The following is a 15978-nucleotide window of genomic DNA, read 5'->3' as shown; positions in this document are numbered from 1 at the left end:
GGCTTCGGCTTACCGCTTGGGTGCAAAGTTACTAAGCGTTGTGCCTAAAGCACTTACCTCTCACGAAGCCACAAATACGCAAATCGACGCCACAAGTACGCAGTTAGCAAAAAGGGCAGAAACAAGGGGGTAAAGGCTTCTATATTTGCCCCGTCGAACAGGTGTTTGCAGGTCGGTGGACATACCTGCCTGCCCAAGTCTAAAAACCAGTCCGCAGCCATTTGAACAGACAATTACGGAAATGGAAATAGGAATGAGAATATGTACAAGTTATTGCACCCGTCGCCCCTCGCACCCTTGCGCAAGGGTACAAGTGTGGACGTATGGATGGGGGGACGTGGGTAAGTATGACTCCCATCATATAGCCCCACCCTTATATAGGGAGGGACATATCCCGAAAGGCGGGTCCATATTCCCTTGTTGGAATACCTTTCCGTATGCCTGTCCGGGGATTTATTCCCTCACGGACTTATTTCCACATCCGCCTTTTCAAGGAAACAAGCCAAGGCGTGCATGCGCCTTTCCACACATATATGTAGAACCATTAAACAGAAAATGAAATGAAAAAGAAACCTGTTTTCATTGCCTTCTCCACCCAAAAGGGCGGTGTCGGCAAAACGACCTTTACGGTCTTGACGGCAAGTTACCTGCACTATGCCTGCGGGTACAACCTTATTGTGGTGGATTGCGACTATCCGCAATTCAGCATCAATGCCATGCGTCAGCGTGACGCACAGGGCGTGGATCGCAACCCCGCGCTGCAAGAATTGGCAGCCACCCAATTCTCCGAGTTGCAAAAGCCCACGTACACCATCCTTTGTGCCACGGCAGAGGCAGCCGTGGATACGGTCAGGGAATATCTGGAAACGCACGAGCCGGATACGGATTTCGTCTTTTTTGACCTGCCCGGAACCATCAACAATGACGGTGTGCTGACCACCCTCTCCGGTATGGATTATATTTTCACACCCATCTCCGCCGACCGTATATCCTTGGAAAGCACGCTGAGCTTTTCAGCCATCATCAAGGAGGCGATAACCGACAATACAGACACTGCCAACAAAGGGATCTACCTCTTTTGGAACATGGTGGACGGCAGAGAGAAGACACCCCTCTATGCGATGTATGAAAAGGTCATTGCCGATTTGGGACTTCCCATCTTAAAAACGGCAGTCCCCAATACGACCCGCTACAAAAAGGAGGTAATGGAGGAGGGTACGACCCTCTTCCGTTCAACCATCTTTCCCGCCTCTCGCACGCTGCTTAGAGGCAGTCGTCTGAAAGAGCTTGTGGAGGAAATCTTGTCCATCGTAAAACCTGAAGCATATGGCAGGAAAGAATAAAGGGGCGATAGATCCCGTCGCTATCCGGGAACTGATTTCACAGGGGATCCCGATGAAAAAGAAAGAGAGTGAGATGGCTGCATCAGCCACAGTCGAGGAAAAGAAAAACGATATGACTGAAGTACCCCAAGAAACGGCGGAAGAATTTCATTCTCCCATTCGTACCCGTCGCAGGAATGTCGCCAAGGGAGACTATGTATCACTCTTCATGCACCGCAATGATTTGTTTGACCGAAAGGCTATCTACATCTCCAAAGAATTGCAGGATAAGCTGGCGGAGATTGTCCTCTTCATCAGGAAGCGGGAAATGACGCTGGGAATGTATGTCGAAAATATCCTCCTCAAACATTTAGAGGACTACAAGGAAGAAATCAACCGGTTAAGCGAACAGAATTTCAAGAAATTATTGTGACATGAAACAGACATTTTTCATTCTGCTGCTGGTCGGCTTAGCCTATCTCGGCAGCGTGCAGGTCGTGCGTTTCCTGTACGCCCTCTATCGAAAAGCCAAGAAACTTTATCAAGACCTAAGACTCTTCTTCAAGGAACGGGGAAAAGACAAAGTCGTCGTTACCATCCGTATTCCCAAGCGGGAGTTCGCACAAGAGGAGAATGTCCTGTTGGCCGAACTTCCCATAACACCCGAAGAGGAGGACGAGGAGAATAGTGAACCTGCTGAATCTTCGGAACTTCTGGATATGGAGAGTGAAGAGGAGTACGTTCAGGTGGAGTTTGAGGGAGAAAGCCATTCTCTCTCAGAAAGTATCACTGCGAAAGAACTGCACCACATGGGAAGTGTCCTGTCCCGTAAGGAGGTTCCCATAGAGGAAGAGGTCAAAGCGGCAGAAACCATCTGTAAGCTGCACGATTCACCGATGCTCCAAGAGATAGAGAAAGTTGCCGGCGGACGTGTCCATGAACTGCTGGAACGTGTCATGAATCAAGCTCCCAAGGCGGTTCAGTCCGGGAACTTCGATTACAGCAAATTTATCAAGATATAGTATTCACCCATCAAAAGAAAAATCATGAGCAATCCGATTCACATCGCCATTGCGTCCCCTTTGGGAGGTGTCGGCAAAACCACGCTTACCGTACTTGCGGCAAGTACCCTTCACTATCATTTAGGATACAGCGTTGCGGTAATAGACTGCAATTATCCGCTCTATACGACGGCTTACCTAAGGGGAAAAGAAACTGAGGGACAAAATAAGCAAGGATTTTCCGATAAGTGCCTCAAAAATATGATGCGGCAACCATTATGGCTTCAACCCTATCCAATCGTTTGTGTCCCCATAGCAAAAGCATGGAAGGAAACAGAGCGACTCCAAGCGGAAATTCACCCCAAGTGTATCTTTTTCGATCTGCCGTCATTGATGCGAACCGAAGGGACGGTGGAATTGCTGACCCGTATGGATGCAGTCATCTTTCCCGTTACGGGCAACCCGATGGATGCCGATGCCGTCCGCCGCTTCATTGAGATTGTAGGCGAACAGATATTGACCATGGGCAAAGGAAGCATCAAGGAACTCTGCCTGCTTCGCAATATGGTCGGCTCTTGGGAAAAAGAAGAAGTTCAAGAACGGTGTCGAACGCTTGCCGACGAAACGGGAGCAGTACTTATGCAGACCTCCTTACCATATTCCAAACATTTCCGTCCCTCTTTCGCTGACGGCAAGGCGGGTATTTGTACGCTCCATTATCCCCGTAGCGGAACATTAGGTCGGCTTGCCGATAGTTTGGGGAAAGAACTTCACGAAATCATCTCCCGCCTATGTTCCGAGTAGTTTTTATCGCATTCGTGCTTTATCTCCTATGGCTGCTTCTATTCTTTGGGTACGAACGAAGAAAGAGAATGGCAAGGCGAAAAGCCCAAAGGGAAGATCTCACAGAAGAGGTTTCCGAGGCTGAAATCATCGGTAAAAGTCGCTTTCAGGTATGCCACTCGAAGCCACAAGTACGCAGTTATCCAGAAGTCGATTCTACGGAGAAAAAGTGTTCTACATTTGCCACGGAAAACGGAAACGAGCACTCCGGAGATACGGAAGGACTTCCTGAAATCGACGATGTGCCCCTACAGTATGAAACAGATGGGGCTACGGCAGGAGAAGAGGAAGAAGTCGAAGTGGCAGTGCCGCACGCTGAAAAGGAAACATACGACGGAGGGATTGACTTTGAACGGGTGCAGGAAGCCTTGTCGGTCATACACCGAAACGCCTCTTCCATAGGAGAACGGCAGAGAGCCGGTGAGACACTGACCGAATTGGAAGGCACTCGTCTGATGGAAACACTCCGAAGCGATACTGTCCGTTCTTCCACGATAGACGATATTGTCCGCAGCCGTTTTGAAGAACTTTATGTTCCCTCTGACGGCAGGGACAAACAGTAACAAACCCATTAAACAGTCAAAGACGATGAAAGAAAAAGAGTACGGCTGACATACGAGAGAAGCCACTACTGAAATCCGAAAGTAACAACAGTATTCACCCGTCGGGAGGACCTATCCAATTCTCTCGGCACAAAACAAAGATTTATGACCAAAAGACATTTTCTTATCGCAGCCGTTCTGCTGCTTTCCGCCTATTCCGCCTTTGCCCAAGGCAACGGCTTGTCGGGCATCAACCAAGCCACCAACATGGTAACGTCCTATTTCGACCCTGCCACGAAACTCATCTACGCCATCGGCGCAGTCGTGGGACTCATCGGTGGGGTAAAGGTCTATTCAAAGTTCTCGTCCGGCGACCCGGACACCTCGAAGACCGCTGCAAGCTGGTTTGGAGCCTGTATCTTCCTTATCGTGGCAGCCACCATTTTAAGAAGTTTCTTCCTCTAAGCCTATGGAGACCTATCCCATCAACAAGGGGATCGGTCGCTCGGTTGAGTTTCAGGGACTCAAAAGCCAATACCTGTTCATCTTCGCAGGAGGGCTGCTCGCCCTCTTCGTACTGTTTGTCATCCTCTACATGGCGGGCGTCAATCAATGGATTTGTATCGGATTCGGAGGTACTGCCGCAGCCATCTTGGTGTGGCAAACCTTCTCCCTGAACAGGAAGTACGGGGAACACGGGCTGATGAAGCGTTCCGCGCTGCACAGCCATCCCCGATACCTCATCAACCGACGACGCATTCCCCGTCTGCTGCGGCACAAGGAGCTGCCAAGACGAAAGAGAACAGATCGTAAAAAAACAAACAAAGAAAAGGAGGACAAAGAATGAGAAACGTACTGAAAGCCACCACGCTGGAAAACCGCTTCCCGCTGCTTGCCGTCGAAGAGGGGTGCATCCTCTCGAAGGACGCCGACATCACGGTCGCCTTCCGTGTGGATTTGCCCGAACTCTATACGGTGACGAGTGCGGAGTATGCCGCCATCCACTCAGCTTGGGTGAAGGCGATCAAGGTCTTGCCGACTTACAGCGTCGTGCACAAGCAGGACTGGTTTGTCAGGGAGGGCTACCGTCCGGATTTGCAGAAGGAGGAGATGAGTTTTCTCTCCCGCAGCTTCGAGCGGCACTTCAACGAGCGTCCATTCCTGAACCACGCCTGCTACCTGTTCCTGACCAAGACAACCAAGAACCGAAGCCGACAACAGAGCAATTTTTCCACGCTCTGCCGCGGGCATATCATTCCCAAGGAAGTACGCGACAAGGATACCGCTCGCAAGTTCCTCGAAGCCACCGAGCAGTTTGAGCGGATTATGAACGAGTGCGGTTTTGTCCGCCTGAGGCGATTGAGCGACGAAGAGATTGTCGGCACGGAAGAGAAACCGGGACTGATAGAAAAATACTTCTCGCTTTCCCTCTCCGACACGACGGTATTGGAAGACATCGACCTGAGAGCCGACCGGATGCGTATCGGCGATAAGCGGCTCTGTCTGCATACGCTTTCCGACACGGAAGACCTGCCGGGACAGGTAGGGACGGATATGCGTTACGAACGCCTGTCCACCGACCGCAGCGACTGCCGTCTTTCATTTGCCGCTCCCGTGGGACTGTTGCTGCCGTGTAGCCATATCTACAACCAGTATGTGCTGATTGACGACAGTGCGGAGAACCTGCAACGCTTTGAGAAGAACGCACGGAACATGCACTCGCTCTCCCGCTATAGCCGAAGCAACCAGATCAACAAGCAATGGATTGACGAATATCTGAACGAGGCGCACAGCTTTGGACTTACCTCCGTCCGCTGCCACTGCAACGTGCTGGCATGGAGCGAGGACGGTGAGGAACTCCGACGTATCCGCAACGACGTGGGCAGTCAGCTTGCCTTGATGGAGTGCAAGCCACGGCACAACACCGTGGACGTGCCTACGCTCTTTTGGGCAGGCATCCCGGGCAATGAAGCCGACTTCCCCGCCGAAGAGAGTTTCTATACCTTCATCGAACAGGCGGTCTGCTTCTTCAACGAGGAGACCAACTACCAAGATTCGCTCTCGCCGTTTGGTATCAAGATGGCAGACCGCAGTGGCAAGCCGATTCATTTGGATATTTCCGACCTGCCGATGAAGAAAGGTATCATCACCAACCGCAACAAGTTCATCTTGGGACCGTCGGGCAGTGGCAAGTCGTTCTTTACCAACCACCTCTTAAGGCAGTACTGGGAGCAGAATACCCATATCGTCTTGGTGGACACGGGAAACAGCTATCAGGGGCTGTGCGAGATGATACGCCACAAGACGCAGGGCGAGGACGGGGTGTATTTTACCTACACGGACGAAAGCCCCATCAGCTTCAACCCGTTCTATACGCCGGATAAGGTGTTCGACGTGGAAAAACGGGAGAGCATCAAGACATTGCTGCTCACGCTGTGGAAGAAGGACAACGAGCCTGCCACACGCTCGGAGGAGGTAGCCCTCTCCAATGCCGTGTCACTTTTTATCGAGCGGATCAAAACGGACGACGGCATCGTACCTTCGTTCAACAGCTTTTATGAGTATCTCACCACCGACTACTCGGCTCTGCTCCATGAGAAAAAGGTCAGGGAAAAGGATTTTGACTTGGCCAATTTTCTCAACGTGCTAGAGCCGTACTACAAAGGTGGCGAATACGACTACCTGCTGAACTCGGACAAGCAACTCGACCTCTTGAATGCACGCTTTATCGTCTTCGAAATTGATGCGATAAAGGATCATCCCATCCTATTCCCCATCACGACCATCATCATTATGGAACTCTTCATCAACAAGATGCGACGATTGAAAGGAATACGGAAGGTCATCCTCATCGAGGAGGCATGGAAGGCGATTGCGTCCGCAAACATGGCGGGTTATATAAAATACCTCTACAAGACGGTAAGAAAGTTCTTCGGTGAGGCGGTTGTGGTCACTCAGGAGGTGGACGACATCATCCAGTCGCCCATTGTCAAGGAAAGCATCATCAACAATTCCGACTGCAAGATACTGCTCGACCAGCGCAAGTACATGAACAAGTTCGATCAGATACAGGAACTCTTGGGACTGACGGACAAGGAACGGGGGCAAATACTCTCCATCAACCAGAGCAACGATGCCACAAGGTCATACAAGGAGGTGTGGATCGGGCTGGGCGGCGTACAGTCCGCCGTCTATGCCACGGAAGTGTCGAAAGCCGAATACCTCACCTATACGACGGAAGAGACGGAGAAGATGCGCGTGCTTGCCCGAGCCGAGAAACTTGGCGGCAACATGGAGCTTGCCGTCAGGCAACTCGCCGAAGAGAATTAGACAACAGTAACATTCACTAAAATCCAAAGTAAAATGAGAAAGAAAATTTTAATGCTTATCACGTGCGGTTGCCTCTTGGCAAGCAGCGCACACGCCCAGTGGGTGGTCACAGACCCCACCAACCTTGCACAGAGTATCATCAACACCACCAAGGAAATCGTGCAGACCTCGAAGACGGTCAAGAACACGCTCGACAACTTCAAGGAGGTAGAGAAACTCTACAATGAGAGCAAGAAATACTACGATGCCCTGAAAAAGGTGAACGACCTCGTCAGGGACGCCCAGCGAGTGAAAGAGACCATTCTGATGGTCGGAGAAATCTCCGACATCTATGTGAACAACTACAAGAAGATGCTCTCTGACCCGAACTTCCGACCGGAGGAGCTGATTGCCATTGCCAACGGCTATACCAAACTGCTTGGCGAGAGCAACAACCTGCTCAAGGAACTGAAGCAGGTGGTGAACATCACCACGCTGAAGATGACCGACAAGGAGCGTATGGACGTGGTGGACCGCTGCTACAAGGAGGTGAGGGACTACCGCAACCTCGTGCGCTACTACACCAACAAGAACATCTCCGTGAGTTATCTCCGAGCCAAGGCGAAGAAGGATGCGGACAGGGTACTTGACCTGTACGGGACGGACAACGAAAGATACTGGTAGTCATGGGAGCGGAATTTGACAATCTGCATCAGGTACTCCGTTCGCTTTATACGGAGATGATGCCCATGTGCGGCGATATGATTGCCGTTGCAAAGGGGATTGCGGGCTTGGGTGCTCTCTTCTATGTGGCACTCAGGGTATGGCAGACGCTTGCCCGTGCCGAGCCTATCGACGTCTATCCGCTGCTCCGTCCGTTCGCCCTCGGTCTCTGCATTCTCTTTTTCCCGATGGTCTTGGACACCATCAACGGCGTGCTCAGTCCCGTTGTACAGGGAACGCACAAGATGATGGAGACACAGACCTTCAAGATGGACGAATACCGCAAGATGCGGGACAAGATAGAGTATGAGTCAATGGTGCGTGACCCGGAGACCGCCTACTTGGTGAGCAACGAGGAGTTCGATAAAAAATTAGATGAACTCGGTCTCTCGCCTTCGGATATGGCAACAATGGCGGGTATGTATGTGGAACGTAGCATGTACAACTTCAAGAAATGGTTCCGCAATATGGTGCGGGAGTTTTTGGAACTGCTCTTCGCCGCTTCCGCCCTGCTCATCGACACGCTCAGGACTTTCTTCCTGATTGTCCTCTCCATCTTGGGACCGATAGCCTTCGCCATCTCCGTATGGGACGGTTTTCAGAGTACCCTCACGCAATGGATTACGAGGTACGTCTCCATCTATCTGTGGCTGCCCGTGGCGGACTTGTTCAGTTCGATGCTGGCAAAAATCCAAGAACTGATGCTCAAGCACGACATCACACAGTTACAGAACGACCCGACCTATTCCATAGATGCCTCGAACGGTGTGTATTTGGTCTTTATGATCATCGGTATCATCGGATACTTTACGGTTCCTACCGTTGCCGGTTGGATTATCCAAGCGGGAGGTGCAGGAAACTATGGCAAGAATGTGGGACTTGCTGCTGCAAAGGGTGCAGGTATCGCAGGTGCCGTGGGCGGAGCCGTCGGCGGTTTCGCCGGAGGACATGCACGAAATGCGATGAACTATGCGGGTAGCAAGGGCAAGGAGATAGCCGGGAAGTTATTTCATCGGGGAGGAAACAAATCCTCCGAACCATCGGAACAAAATTAAAAAGCTATGGAATTTAAGTCATTAAAGAATATCGAAACAAGTTTCAGGCAGATAAGGCTCTTTACGTTGGTGGTCGTCTGCCTGTGTACCGCCCTTGCGGGCTATTCGGTGTGGAGTGCCTACTCCTTTGCCGAAGCCCAGCGGCAGAAAATCTATGTGCTGGACGGCGGAAAGTCGCTCATGCTCGCACTCTCGCAGGATTTGTCGCAGAACAGACCGGCGGAAGCCAAGGAACATATCCGCCGCTTCCACGAACTGTTCTTCACGCTTTCACCCGACAAGAATGCCATTGAGAGCAATATCTCACGGGCACTGCTCTTGGCGGACAAGAGTGCCTACAACTATTATCGGGATTTCTCGGAGAAGGGATATTACAACCGTATCATTGCGGGCAACATCAACCAAGTGGTGCAGGTGGACAGCGTGGTATGCAACTTCGACCGCTATCCGTATTCCGCAAGGACGTATGCCCGACAGCTGATTATCCGTGCCAGCAACGTCACGGAACGTAGCCTCGTTACGGAGTGCCGCCTGCTGAACACGAACCGAAGCGACGACAACCCGAACGGTTTCAACATCGAGGGATTTGAGATTATGGAAAACAAGGACATCAATACCCGTAAACGATGAAAAAGAAGCGTGTGTTTCAAAAGGTTCGGGAAGAGGTCAATGAGAGGCTTCGCCATTTGTGCGGACGTATTCCACTTCATGCAAGGCTCTATGTCGTTTTGACAATGCTGGCGGTATTCGCTCTTCTTTCCAATTACCTTTTCTTTCAGGGGATATACCACATCTTCTTCGAGGAAAGGGGAAATGAGGGGAACATACCGGCTATCAAGCATATAGAAACGCCTGAAGTAAAGCGGCTCTATCCCAACGACAGTATCAACCCATTAAAGTATTACGATTATGTACCCATTCAAAAGAAAGACAGCCTCCGACGGGAGTACCTCGCCTGAACTGACGGAGGAAGAAAAACAAAGGCGAAAGAAGTTTGTCATCTATCCCTTGATGTTCCTGCTCTTTGCAGGCTGTATGTGGCTCATCTTTGCCCCATCGAAGAAAGAGGAGGAGCAGGACAGCCAAGGCTTCAATACGGAAGTGCCGGATCCGCAAGCCTCGGAACTCATCGGCGACAAGAAGAAAGCCTACGAAAAGGAGATGATGGAACAGAAGGAACAGGAACGAAGCCGTGCCATGCAAAGCCTCAGTTCCATGTTCGGGGAGATGACGGGAGGACAACCAGATCAGGCTTCCGAAGAGTTGGCTTTGAAGACGGATTTGTCGGAAAGAGACAACGGCTTCGGCTCTCGTACTACTGCTCCGCAAGAGGGATTCCATGCTTCGGCTTCCGCTTACCAGGACATCAACCGCACGCTCGGCAGTTTCTATGAGATGCCGAGAGAAGATCCGGAAAAGGAGGAAATGCGTACCCGTTTGAAGGAGTTGGAAAGTCGTATGAGTAGCGAGCAGCAGTCGCCCGCTATAACCGTGAACGACCAGATGGCACTGCTCGAAAAATCCTATCAGCTGGCAGCCAAGTATATGCCCGCAGGAGGTAATGGACAATCTGTTCCCGCTGCTCGCCCTTCGACTTTAGGGAATGAGACGGCTTCCGAAAGGAAAGCGGTCTCTTCCAGTCGCAATGGAAAGGCAATGGCGTTTCCTGTCAGGCAGGTGAGCGGTCAAGTGGTGTCGGCTCTGGCACAGCCGATGAGCGACTCGACTTTCCGCTCCGAATATGTCAAGGAGAGGAACTATATGTTTCAAACGGCTATCGGGACAATCTCGCAGACGGAGAGAAACACCATATCAGCCTGTGTGTATAACAATCAGACGGTTATGGATGGGCAGACGGTGCGTTTCCGTCTCTTGGAGCCGATGTCGGTATCGGGCAGGGAGATTCCACGCAATGCCCTTGTCGTGGGAGCGGCAAAGTTACAGGGCGAACGGCTCGCCATTGTCATTTCCTCATTGGAGTATCGGGGAAACATCATTCCCGTAGAGCTATCGGTTTATGATACGGACGGACAGGCGGGGATATTCATTCCCGGCTCGATGGAGCGCAGTGCCGCCAAAGAGATTGCCGCTAACATGGGGACATCCGTGGGCAGCAGCGTGAACATCTCCACCGACGCAAAAGCGCAGCTTGCCTCCGACTTTGGCAAGGGGCTGATACAGGGGACGAGTCAATACTTTGCCGAGAAGATGCGTACTGTCAAGGTGCATCTGAAAGCAGGTTATAAGGTGCTGCTCTATCAGCCCGAGAACAAGTAATTCACATTTATTATTCACCACTTTAATCCAAAGTAAAATGAAAAGAACAGTTTTAGCCATCGCCCTGATGCTGGGCGCAGTCTGTGCAAACGCACAGGAAACAACTTCAAGCGGAGATCTCTATGAGGGTCTGACACGCAAAATCTCCTTTGAGCGTATGATACCGCCCCATGGGTTAGAAATCACCTACGACAAGACGGTGCACATCATCTTCCCCTCCGCTGTACGCTATGTGGATCTGGGTTCGCCCAACCTCTTTGCAGGAAAGGCAGATGGAGCGGAGAACGTCATCCGTGTGAAAGCGACGGTCAAGAACTTCCAGGAGGAGACAAACATGAGTGTGATCACGGAGGACGGTGCTTTTTACACCTTTAATGTCAAGTATGCCGATGAGCCGCTGCTTTTGAACGTGGAGATGACGGACTTCATTCATGACGGTGCGAGCGTAAACCGCCCGAACAATGCGATGGAGGTCTATCTGAAGGAACTCGGCAGCGAGAGTCCGATGCTGGTAAGGCTCATCATGAAGTCCATCCATAAGGAGAATAGGCGTACCGTCAAGCACATCGGCAATAAGGCGTTCGGTATTCAGTACCTGCTTCGAGGTCTCTACTCGCACAATGGGTTGCTGTACTTCCACACCGAACTGCGCAACAAGTCCAACGTGCCGTTCGACATCGACTTCATTACGTTCAAAATCGTGGATAAGAAGGTTGCCAAGCAGACCGCCATGCAGGAGCAGGTACTGCTTCCGCTGCGTGCCTACAACTATGTTACCTGTGTGTCTGGACAGAAGAGCGGTCGCACGGTGTTCACGCTCCAGAAGTTCACCATCCCCGATGACAAGCAACTCGTTGTGGAGATGCACGAGAAGAACGGTGGACGACATCAGTCCTTCATCGTGGAGAATGAGGACCTTGTGCGTGCAAGGGAGATTGACGAACTCAAAGTGAAGTAATATGAGAAAGTCTCTGTTTTTCCTGTTTGTCGTGATGCTTGCCCTCTTTGCAGGGCAGGCACACGCCCAACGCTGTCTGCCCAAGATGAGGGGCATACGTCTGACCTCAGGCATGGCGGACGGTTTTTATGCCAAGTCTGCAAATAACAACACGGGCTATTCGTTCGGGGCTTCGCTTGCCACCTATACCAAAGGAGGACATCAATGGGTACTCGGGGCGGAGTATCTCCGCAGATACCACCCTTATCGGGAGAGCCGTATCCCTGTGGAGCAGTTCACGGGCGAGGGAGGTTTCTTCTTTGGCGTGCTTTCTGACGGAAGCAAGACCTTCTTCCTCTCCGCCGGTGTTTCCGCCGTGGCGGGATATGAGACGGTCAATGGTGGAAAGAAGCTGCTCTTTGACGGCTCGACGCTACGCAACAAGGATGGCTTTCTTTATGGTGGTGCCGTTACCTTGCAGGCGGAGACCTATCTGACGGATAGATTGGTGTTGCTGTTCTATGGCAGGGAACGTTGTCTGTGGGGTGGCTCTACGGAGCGTTTCCATGCCCAGTATGGTGTCGGACTGAAAATCATGCTGGACTGATGGACGTGCGACAGATGAGAGAAATCCCCATTGCGGACTTCCTGAACGCGATGGGGATTCAGCCCCAAAAGCAAAAAGGCGGCATTCTTTGGTACAATGCCCCTTACCGCACGGAACGGACACCCTCGTTCAAGGTCGATACGAACAAAAATGTATGGTTCGACTTTGGCATCGGCAAAGGGGGCGACATTTTCGACTTGGCGGGAGAGTTTATCGGAAGCGGTGATTTTCTCCTGCGGGCAGCTTTCATTGCAAAGAGCGGAACGTGTCCGTTACCTATTTTGGAGCAACCGCAAAGAAGCGAAAAGAAAGAACCCGCTTTTGAGGATATTTGGGTGCGACCGTTGCAGGATGCCAAACTGCTGGGTTACTTAAAGAAACGGGGCATTCTTGCCGATACAGCCATACCCAACTGCGAGGAGGTTCGATACCGTGTGCGTGGCAAACGATACTATGCCATCGGCTTTCGTAACGATGCAGGAGGATTGGAGCTTCGCAACCGCTTCTTCAAGGGCTGCATTCCACCGAAGGACATATCCTTGAAGCATAACGGCTCGGACGTATGTGCCGTATTCGAGGGCTTTATGGATTATCTCTCGGCTATACAGTTAGGCATCATCGTTTCGGATTGGCTTGTGCTTAATTCCGTATCCAATGTGGAGAAAGCTGTGAAAGCCTTGCAGGGCTATGAAAGGATAGAATGCTTTCTCGACAACGACGAGGCGGGGCGAAGGACTTTTCAGAGGTTGTACGAGTGCTTCGGAGAGAAGGTCATCGACCGTTCCTCCCTATATGCCGACTACAAAGATTTGAATGACTACCTGCTATCTCAAAGGCAGGTGTGAGAGTATAATATTAAAATGTAACGAAAAATGAAGAATAAAATATTGAATACGATTTGGGTAATGGGGGTGCTCTCCTTTGCCGTGTTTTGTCTATCTGCTTGTGATCACGAGTTGGATATTCAGCAGGCGTACCCGTTCACGGTAGAGACAATGCCGGTGCAGAAGCATATCGCCAAGGGGCAGACGGCGGAAATACGCTGCACGCTCAAACGGCAGGGGAGATTTGAAGATGCACGCTATATCATCCGTTATTTCCAACCCGATGGTAGGGGGAGATTGAAGATGGATAACGGCATGGTCTTCAAGCCAAACGACCGTTATCCGCTCACGAAAGAAGAGTTCAGGCTATACTATACTTCCGCATCCACAGACCAACAGACAATAGATGTGTATGTGGAGGACAACTTCGGGCAGACAGCAAAGCTCTCGTTTGAGTTCAACAGTCAGAAAGACGAGGAAAAGGAGAAGAAGGATGAGGATAGGAAGTAAGCTTGTCGTCTTGTGTCTTGTCTGCCTCTCCTGCTTACGGCTTTCCGCTCAGGAAAGAAGAAATGTACTTCTTTCGTTGCCACCTTTTGAGCGTGCCGTCGTCTGCATTAAGCATTTTGAGGGCTTACACGGGTTCAAAGATGCTCCCTATGTCGGATACGGGCATCAGCTCTTGCCGGGCGAACAGTTTACGGCAGCGATGACGGAAAGGCAGGCGGACTCCCTATTGCGTGCCGACTTGATGAAGCGTCTGATGATGTTCAAGGACTACGGAAAGGATGCTTTGTTGCTTGCCGTTCTGTCCTACAATGTTGGAGCGGGTAGGTTGCTGGGATATGGCAAGCATCCCAAGAGCCGACTGCTACGAAAGATAGAGTCGGGCGACAGGGATTTCTACCGTGAATTTGTCTCTTTTTGCCGATACAAAGGCAAAGTCCTGCGAGGACTTGTCAAACGACGAAATGTAGAGTTTACCCTGTTTTATATACCCTGATTATCAGATACGCTCCTTGCGACATTTTTGTGCTTCACAAGGGGCGTTTTCTTGCCGTTTTATTCACTTTTCTCGTTATGAATGAGTAACTTTGCAAAAAACAGATTCTATATGGAAGAAAAAGAAAAAAATGCGATTTTCGATATAACGAAGAATAAGCTGTTCTTTGGAAATGTTGATAAATTACACGACTGGAATGATGGCAAAATATCGCAAGCAAAAATCATAGAAAAAATAAAAATGACATTGAAAAATTATATGGAATTGGACAATGTTAGTTTTCTATTTGGCTCAGGTACTTCTATTCATCTTGGGGCAGTTTCTATTAGAAACTTTCCTATTGAAGTTGAAAAATATATTTTAGGAAGAGAGAGAGGTGATGCTTTTTATTCGATGATAAAAAAGTTGCAGAAAGAGCAACTGAAGGATAAGGAAGAAGGCTCAACTTTTAAAGACAAAAAAGGATGGGAGTTTATAATAAAGGACTCTATCATTAGAGATAGTCTATCTGGAGAAATAGCAACAGAGTATGAAAGCGTACTCAATTATCTGACGGCTACAGAATTTCTTCAATCTTTGACTAATATGGCAGAAGAAGCCAAACAGACAAGAGAGCTTATAAGTACTATCAAGGAAGGATTGTTTGAGGTTTGCAATGTAGATAAGCGCAAAATTCCTATTTCTGAATTACGGAGAATTATCAAAAGAGGTAAAAAGAATGCTTTTAAGAGTGCCCTAAAAAACAAATATCATTTTCATCAATTATTCTTAAAATCTTTGTTGCAAAGACCTCTTAATTTGAGGAGAGCGAATATCTTTACATCAAATTATGATTTGGCTTTTGAGTATGCTTTTGATAATTTGGGGATTCATTATATTGATGGTTTTACAGGATTCCATAAAAGATTTTTCAAGCCAGAGACTTTTGAGTATGATATTTTTTATCCAGGTTCAACAACTTCTGGAAAAGTACAAAGAATTGAAAAGGTAGTTCGATACATCAAATTGCATGGTTCTCTTTCTTGGATAAATTCTATACAAAGAGATTCTAACAACCTATATGGCATTGAAGAAAAAACATTAGATGTTATTGATAAGTTGGATAAGAAAGGCGAGATTATCATTTACCCATCTGCTGTAAAAAAAACCTACACATTAGATTTGCCTTACTCTGAATTGTTTAGGCAATTTGCAACAACTATTACACAGCCTCAATCTGTGCTCATCACAGTAGGATACTCATTTTATGATGAGCATTTTAATGATATTATATATCAAGCTTTATCAAATCCTACTTTTACACTCATTATTGTAGATTTTGCAGGGACAAAGAATTTGGAAATACAACGACTGAAGGACTTAAATGACCCACGGATTATCATCCTTGAGGGCGAGTTCTTTGGTGACTTTCTGACTTTTGCAGATACATTAATGCCCAATTTTAACGAAGGAAGTTCCGCATAAAAGTAATGGGGGTGAATGTAATCGACTGATTACTAATAAAAAGCAGAATATATAATCTGATAAGGTGAACG

19 protein-coding genes are annotated in these 15978 nt (G+C 49.3%); all 19 read left to right on the top strand.

The features are described from left to right. Positions 1–560: 560 nt before the first annotated feature. The 19 genes from H8527_RS01740 (at position 561) to H8527_RS01650 (ending at position 15907) form a co-directional block, all read left to right on the top strand. Positions 561–1343, top strand: coding sequence for a ParA family protein (locus H8527_RS01740; protein ID WP_052912168.1), 783 nt, complete (start codon positions 561–563; stop codon positions 1341–1343). Next, a complete protein-coding gene (locus tag H8527_RS01735; protein WP_187545074.1) occupies positions 1327–1755 on the top strand; it encodes a DUF3408 domain-containing protein in 429 nt (142 codons plus the stop codon). Before H8527_RS01740 ends, H8527_RS01735 begins: the two co-directional genes overlap by 17 nt. 1 nt (position 1756) lies before the next feature. Continuing rightward, positions 1757–2344: a hypothetical protein gene (locus H8527_RS01730; protein ID WP_187545073.1), complete on the top strand. Its 588-nt coding sequence runs from the start codon at positions 1757–1759 to the stop codon at positions 2342–2344. A 24-nt stretch (positions 2345–2368) separates the two neighbouring features. Continuing rightward, on the top strand, positions 2369–3127 hold the full coding sequence (locus tag H8527_RS01725; RefSeq protein ID WP_187545071.1) for a ParA family protein: 759 nt from the start codon (positions 2369–2371) through the stop codon (positions 3125–3127). Beyond that, positions 3115–3729: a conjugal transfer protein gene (locus H8527_RS01720; RefSeq protein ID WP_187545069.1), complete on the top strand. Its 615-nt coding sequence runs from the start codon at positions 3115–3117 to the stop codon at positions 3727–3729. Before H8527_RS01725 ends, H8527_RS01720 begins: the two co-directional genes overlap by 13 nt. A 144-nt stretch (positions 3730–3873) precedes the next feature. Further along, positions 3874–4173 (top strand): DUF4134 domain-containing protein, encoded by a 300-nt coding sequence (locus H8527_RS01715; RefSeq protein WP_004365102.1) that lies wholly within the window; start codon positions 3874–3876, stop codon positions 4171–4173. Between the two features lie 4 nt (positions 4174–4177). Continuing rightward, entirely contained in the window at positions 4178–4555 is a 378-nt protein-coding gene (locus H8527_RS01710; protein ID WP_187545068.1) for a DUF4133 domain-containing protein, read from the top strand. Further along, positions 4552–7038, top strand: a complete 2487-nt coding sequence (locus H8527_RS01705) for a TraG family conjugative transposon ATPase (RefSeq protein ID WP_187545066.1) — start codon at positions 4552–4554, stop codon at positions 7036–7038. The genes H8527_RS01710 and H8527_RS01705 overlap by 4 nt, the downstream gene beginning before the upstream one ends. A gap of 33 nt (positions 7039–7071) precedes the next feature. Further along, entirely contained in the window at positions 7072–7701 is a 630-nt protein-coding gene (locus H8527_RS01700) for a DUF4141 domain-containing protein (protein WP_052043349.1), read from the top strand. A gap of 2 nt (positions 7702–7703) precedes the next feature. Continuing rightward, positions 7704–8795, top strand: a complete 1092-nt coding sequence (traJ, locus tag H8527_RS01695; protein ID WP_036867875.1) for a conjugative transposon protein TraJ — start codon at positions 7704–7706, stop codon at positions 8793–8795. A 6-nt stretch (positions 8796–8801) separates the two neighbouring features. Next, positions 8802–9425 carry a conjugative transposon protein TraK gene (gene traK / locus H8527_RS01690; RefSeq protein ID WP_036867874.1) on the top strand — a complete coding sequence of 208 codons (624 nt, stop codon included), beginning with the start codon at positions 8802–8804 and terminating at the stop codon, positions 9423–9425. Continuing rightward, the gene (locus H8527_RS01685) at positions 9422–9754 is read left to right on the top strand and encodes a TraL conjugative transposon family protein (RefSeq protein WP_187545064.1); all 333 of its coding nucleotides are present in this window, start codon (positions 9422–9424) and stop codon (positions 9752–9754) included. Before traK ends, H8527_RS01685 begins: the two co-directional genes overlap by 4 nt. Next, positions 9705–11072 (top strand): conjugative transposon protein TraM, encoded by a 1368-nt coding sequence (traM, locus tag H8527_RS01680; protein ID WP_187545063.1) that lies wholly within the window; start codon positions 9705–9707, stop codon positions 11070–11072. The genes H8527_RS01685 and traM overlap by 50 nt, the downstream gene beginning before the upstream one ends. Before the next feature lie 37 nt (positions 11073–11109). Then, positions 11110–12030 carry a conjugative transposon protein TraN gene (traN, locus tag H8527_RS01675; protein ID WP_187545061.1) on the top strand — a complete coding sequence of 307 codons (921 nt, stop codon included), beginning with the start codon at positions 11110–11112 and terminating at the stop codon, positions 12028–12030. Position 12031: 1 nt separating this feature from the next. Next, positions 12032–12616 (top strand): conjugal transfer protein TraO, encoded by a 585-nt coding sequence (locus H8527_RS01670; protein WP_187545059.1) that lies wholly within the window; start codon positions 12032–12034, stop codon positions 12614–12616. Beyond that, the gene (locus tag H8527_RS01665) at positions 12616–13461 is read left to right on the top strand and encodes a toprim domain-containing protein (protein ID WP_187545057.1); all 846 of its coding nucleotides are present in this window, start codon (positions 12616–12618) and stop codon (positions 13459–13461) included. Before H8527_RS01670 ends, H8527_RS01665 begins: the two co-directional genes overlap by 1 nt. A 27-nt stretch (positions 13462–13488) precedes the next feature. Continuing rightward, entirely contained in the window at positions 13489–13950 is a 462-nt protein-coding gene (locus H8527_RS01660) for a DUF3872 domain-containing protein (RefSeq protein ID WP_187545056.1), read from the top strand. Beyond that, on the top strand, positions 13934–14443 hold the full coding sequence (locus H8527_RS01655; protein WP_187545175.1) for a lysozyme: 510 nt from the start codon (positions 13934–13936) through the stop codon (positions 14441–14443). The genes H8527_RS01660 and H8527_RS01655 overlap by 17 nt, the downstream gene beginning before the upstream one ends. A 111-nt stretch (positions 14444–14554) precedes the next feature. Further along, positions 14555–15907, top strand: a complete 1353-nt coding sequence (locus H8527_RS01650; protein WP_187545054.1) for an SIR2 family protein — start codon at positions 14555–14557, stop codon at positions 15905–15907. The last annotated feature ends 71 nt before the right edge of the window (positions 15908–15978 follow it).

The sequence above is a fragment of the Alloprevotella sp. Lung230 genome, assembly GCF_014385435.1.
Lineage (GTDB): Bacteria > Bacteroidota > Bacteroidia > Bacteroidales > Bacteroidaceae > Alloprevotella.
The sequence above is the reverse complement of the archived record's forward strand: the minus strand, read 5'-3'. Positions and strand labels throughout refer to the sequence as shown.

Bases quoted from the DNA above. Each gene is read 5' to 3' on its own strand.
- H8527_RS01650 (WP_187545054.1), top strand. From the start codon at position 14,555: ATGGAAGAAAAAGAAAAAAATGCGATTTTCGATATAACGAAGAATAAG.
- H8527_RS01700 (WP_052043349.1), top strand. From the start codon at position 7,072: ATGAGAAAGAAAATTTTAATGCTTATCACGTGCGGTTGCCTCTTGGCA.
- H8527_RS01740 (WP_052912168.1), top strand. From the start codon at position 561: ATGAAAAAGAAACCTGTTTTCATTGCCTTCTCCACCCAAAAGGGCGGT.
- H8527_RS01655 (WP_187545175.1), top strand. From the start codon at position 13,934: ATGAGGATAGGAAGTAAGCTTGTCGTCTTGTGTCTTGTCTGCCTCTCC.
- H8527_RS01705 (WP_187545066.1), top strand. From the start codon at position 4,552: ATGAGAAACGTACTGAAAGCCACCACGCTGGAAAACCGCTTCCCGCTG.
- H8527_RS01720 (WP_187545069.1), top strand. From the start codon at position 3,115: ATGTTCCGAGTAGTTTTTATCGCATTCGTGCTTTATCTCCTATGGCTG.
- H8527_RS01685 (WP_187545064.1), top strand. From the start codon at position 9,422: ATGAAAAAGAAGCGTGTGTTTCAAAAGGTTCGGGAAGAGGTCAATGAG.
- traJ (WP_036867875.1), top strand. From the start codon at position 7,704: ATGGGAGCGGAATTTGACAATCTGCATCAGGTACTCCGTTCGCTTTAT.
- H8527_RS01670 (WP_187545059.1), top strand. From the start codon at position 12,032: ATGAGAAAGTCTCTGTTTTTCCTGTTTGTCGTGATGCTTGCCCTCTTT.
- traN (WP_187545061.1), top strand. From the start codon at position 11,110: ATGAAAAGAACAGTTTTAGCCATCGCCCTGATGCTGGGCGCAGTCTGT.
- H8527_RS01725 (WP_187545071.1), top strand. From the start codon at position 2,369: ATGAGCAATCCGATTCACATCGCCATTGCGTCCCCTTTGGGAGGTGTC.
- H8527_RS01660 (WP_187545056.1), top strand. From the start codon at position 13,489: ATGAAGAATAAAATATTGAATACGATTTGGGTAATGGGGGTGCTCTCC.
- H8527_RS01715 (WP_004365102.1), top strand. From the start codon at position 3,874: ATGACCAAAAGACATTTTCTTATCGCAGCCGTTCTGCTGCTTTCCGCC.
- traK (WP_036867874.1), top strand. From the start codon at position 8,802: ATGGAATTTAAGTCATTAAAGAATATCGAAACAAGTTTCAGGCAGATA.
- H8527_RS01735 (WP_187545074.1), top strand. From the start codon at position 1,327: ATGGCAGGAAAGAATAAAGGGGCGATAGATCCCGTCGCTATCCGGGAA.
- H8527_RS01730 (WP_187545073.1), top strand. From the start codon at position 1,757: ATGAAACAGACATTTTTCATTCTGCTGCTGGTCGGCTTAGCCTATCTC.
- H8527_RS01710 (WP_187545068.1), top strand. From the start codon at position 4,178: ATGGAGACCTATCCCATCAACAAGGGGATCGGTCGCTCGGTTGAGTTT.
- H8527_RS01665 (WP_187545057.1), top strand. From the start codon at position 12,616: ATGGACGTGCGACAGATGAGAGAAATCCCCATTGCGGACTTCCTGAAC.
- traM (WP_187545063.1), top strand. From the start codon at position 9,705: ATGTACCCATTCAAAAGAAAGACAGCCTCCGACGGGAGTACCTCGCCT.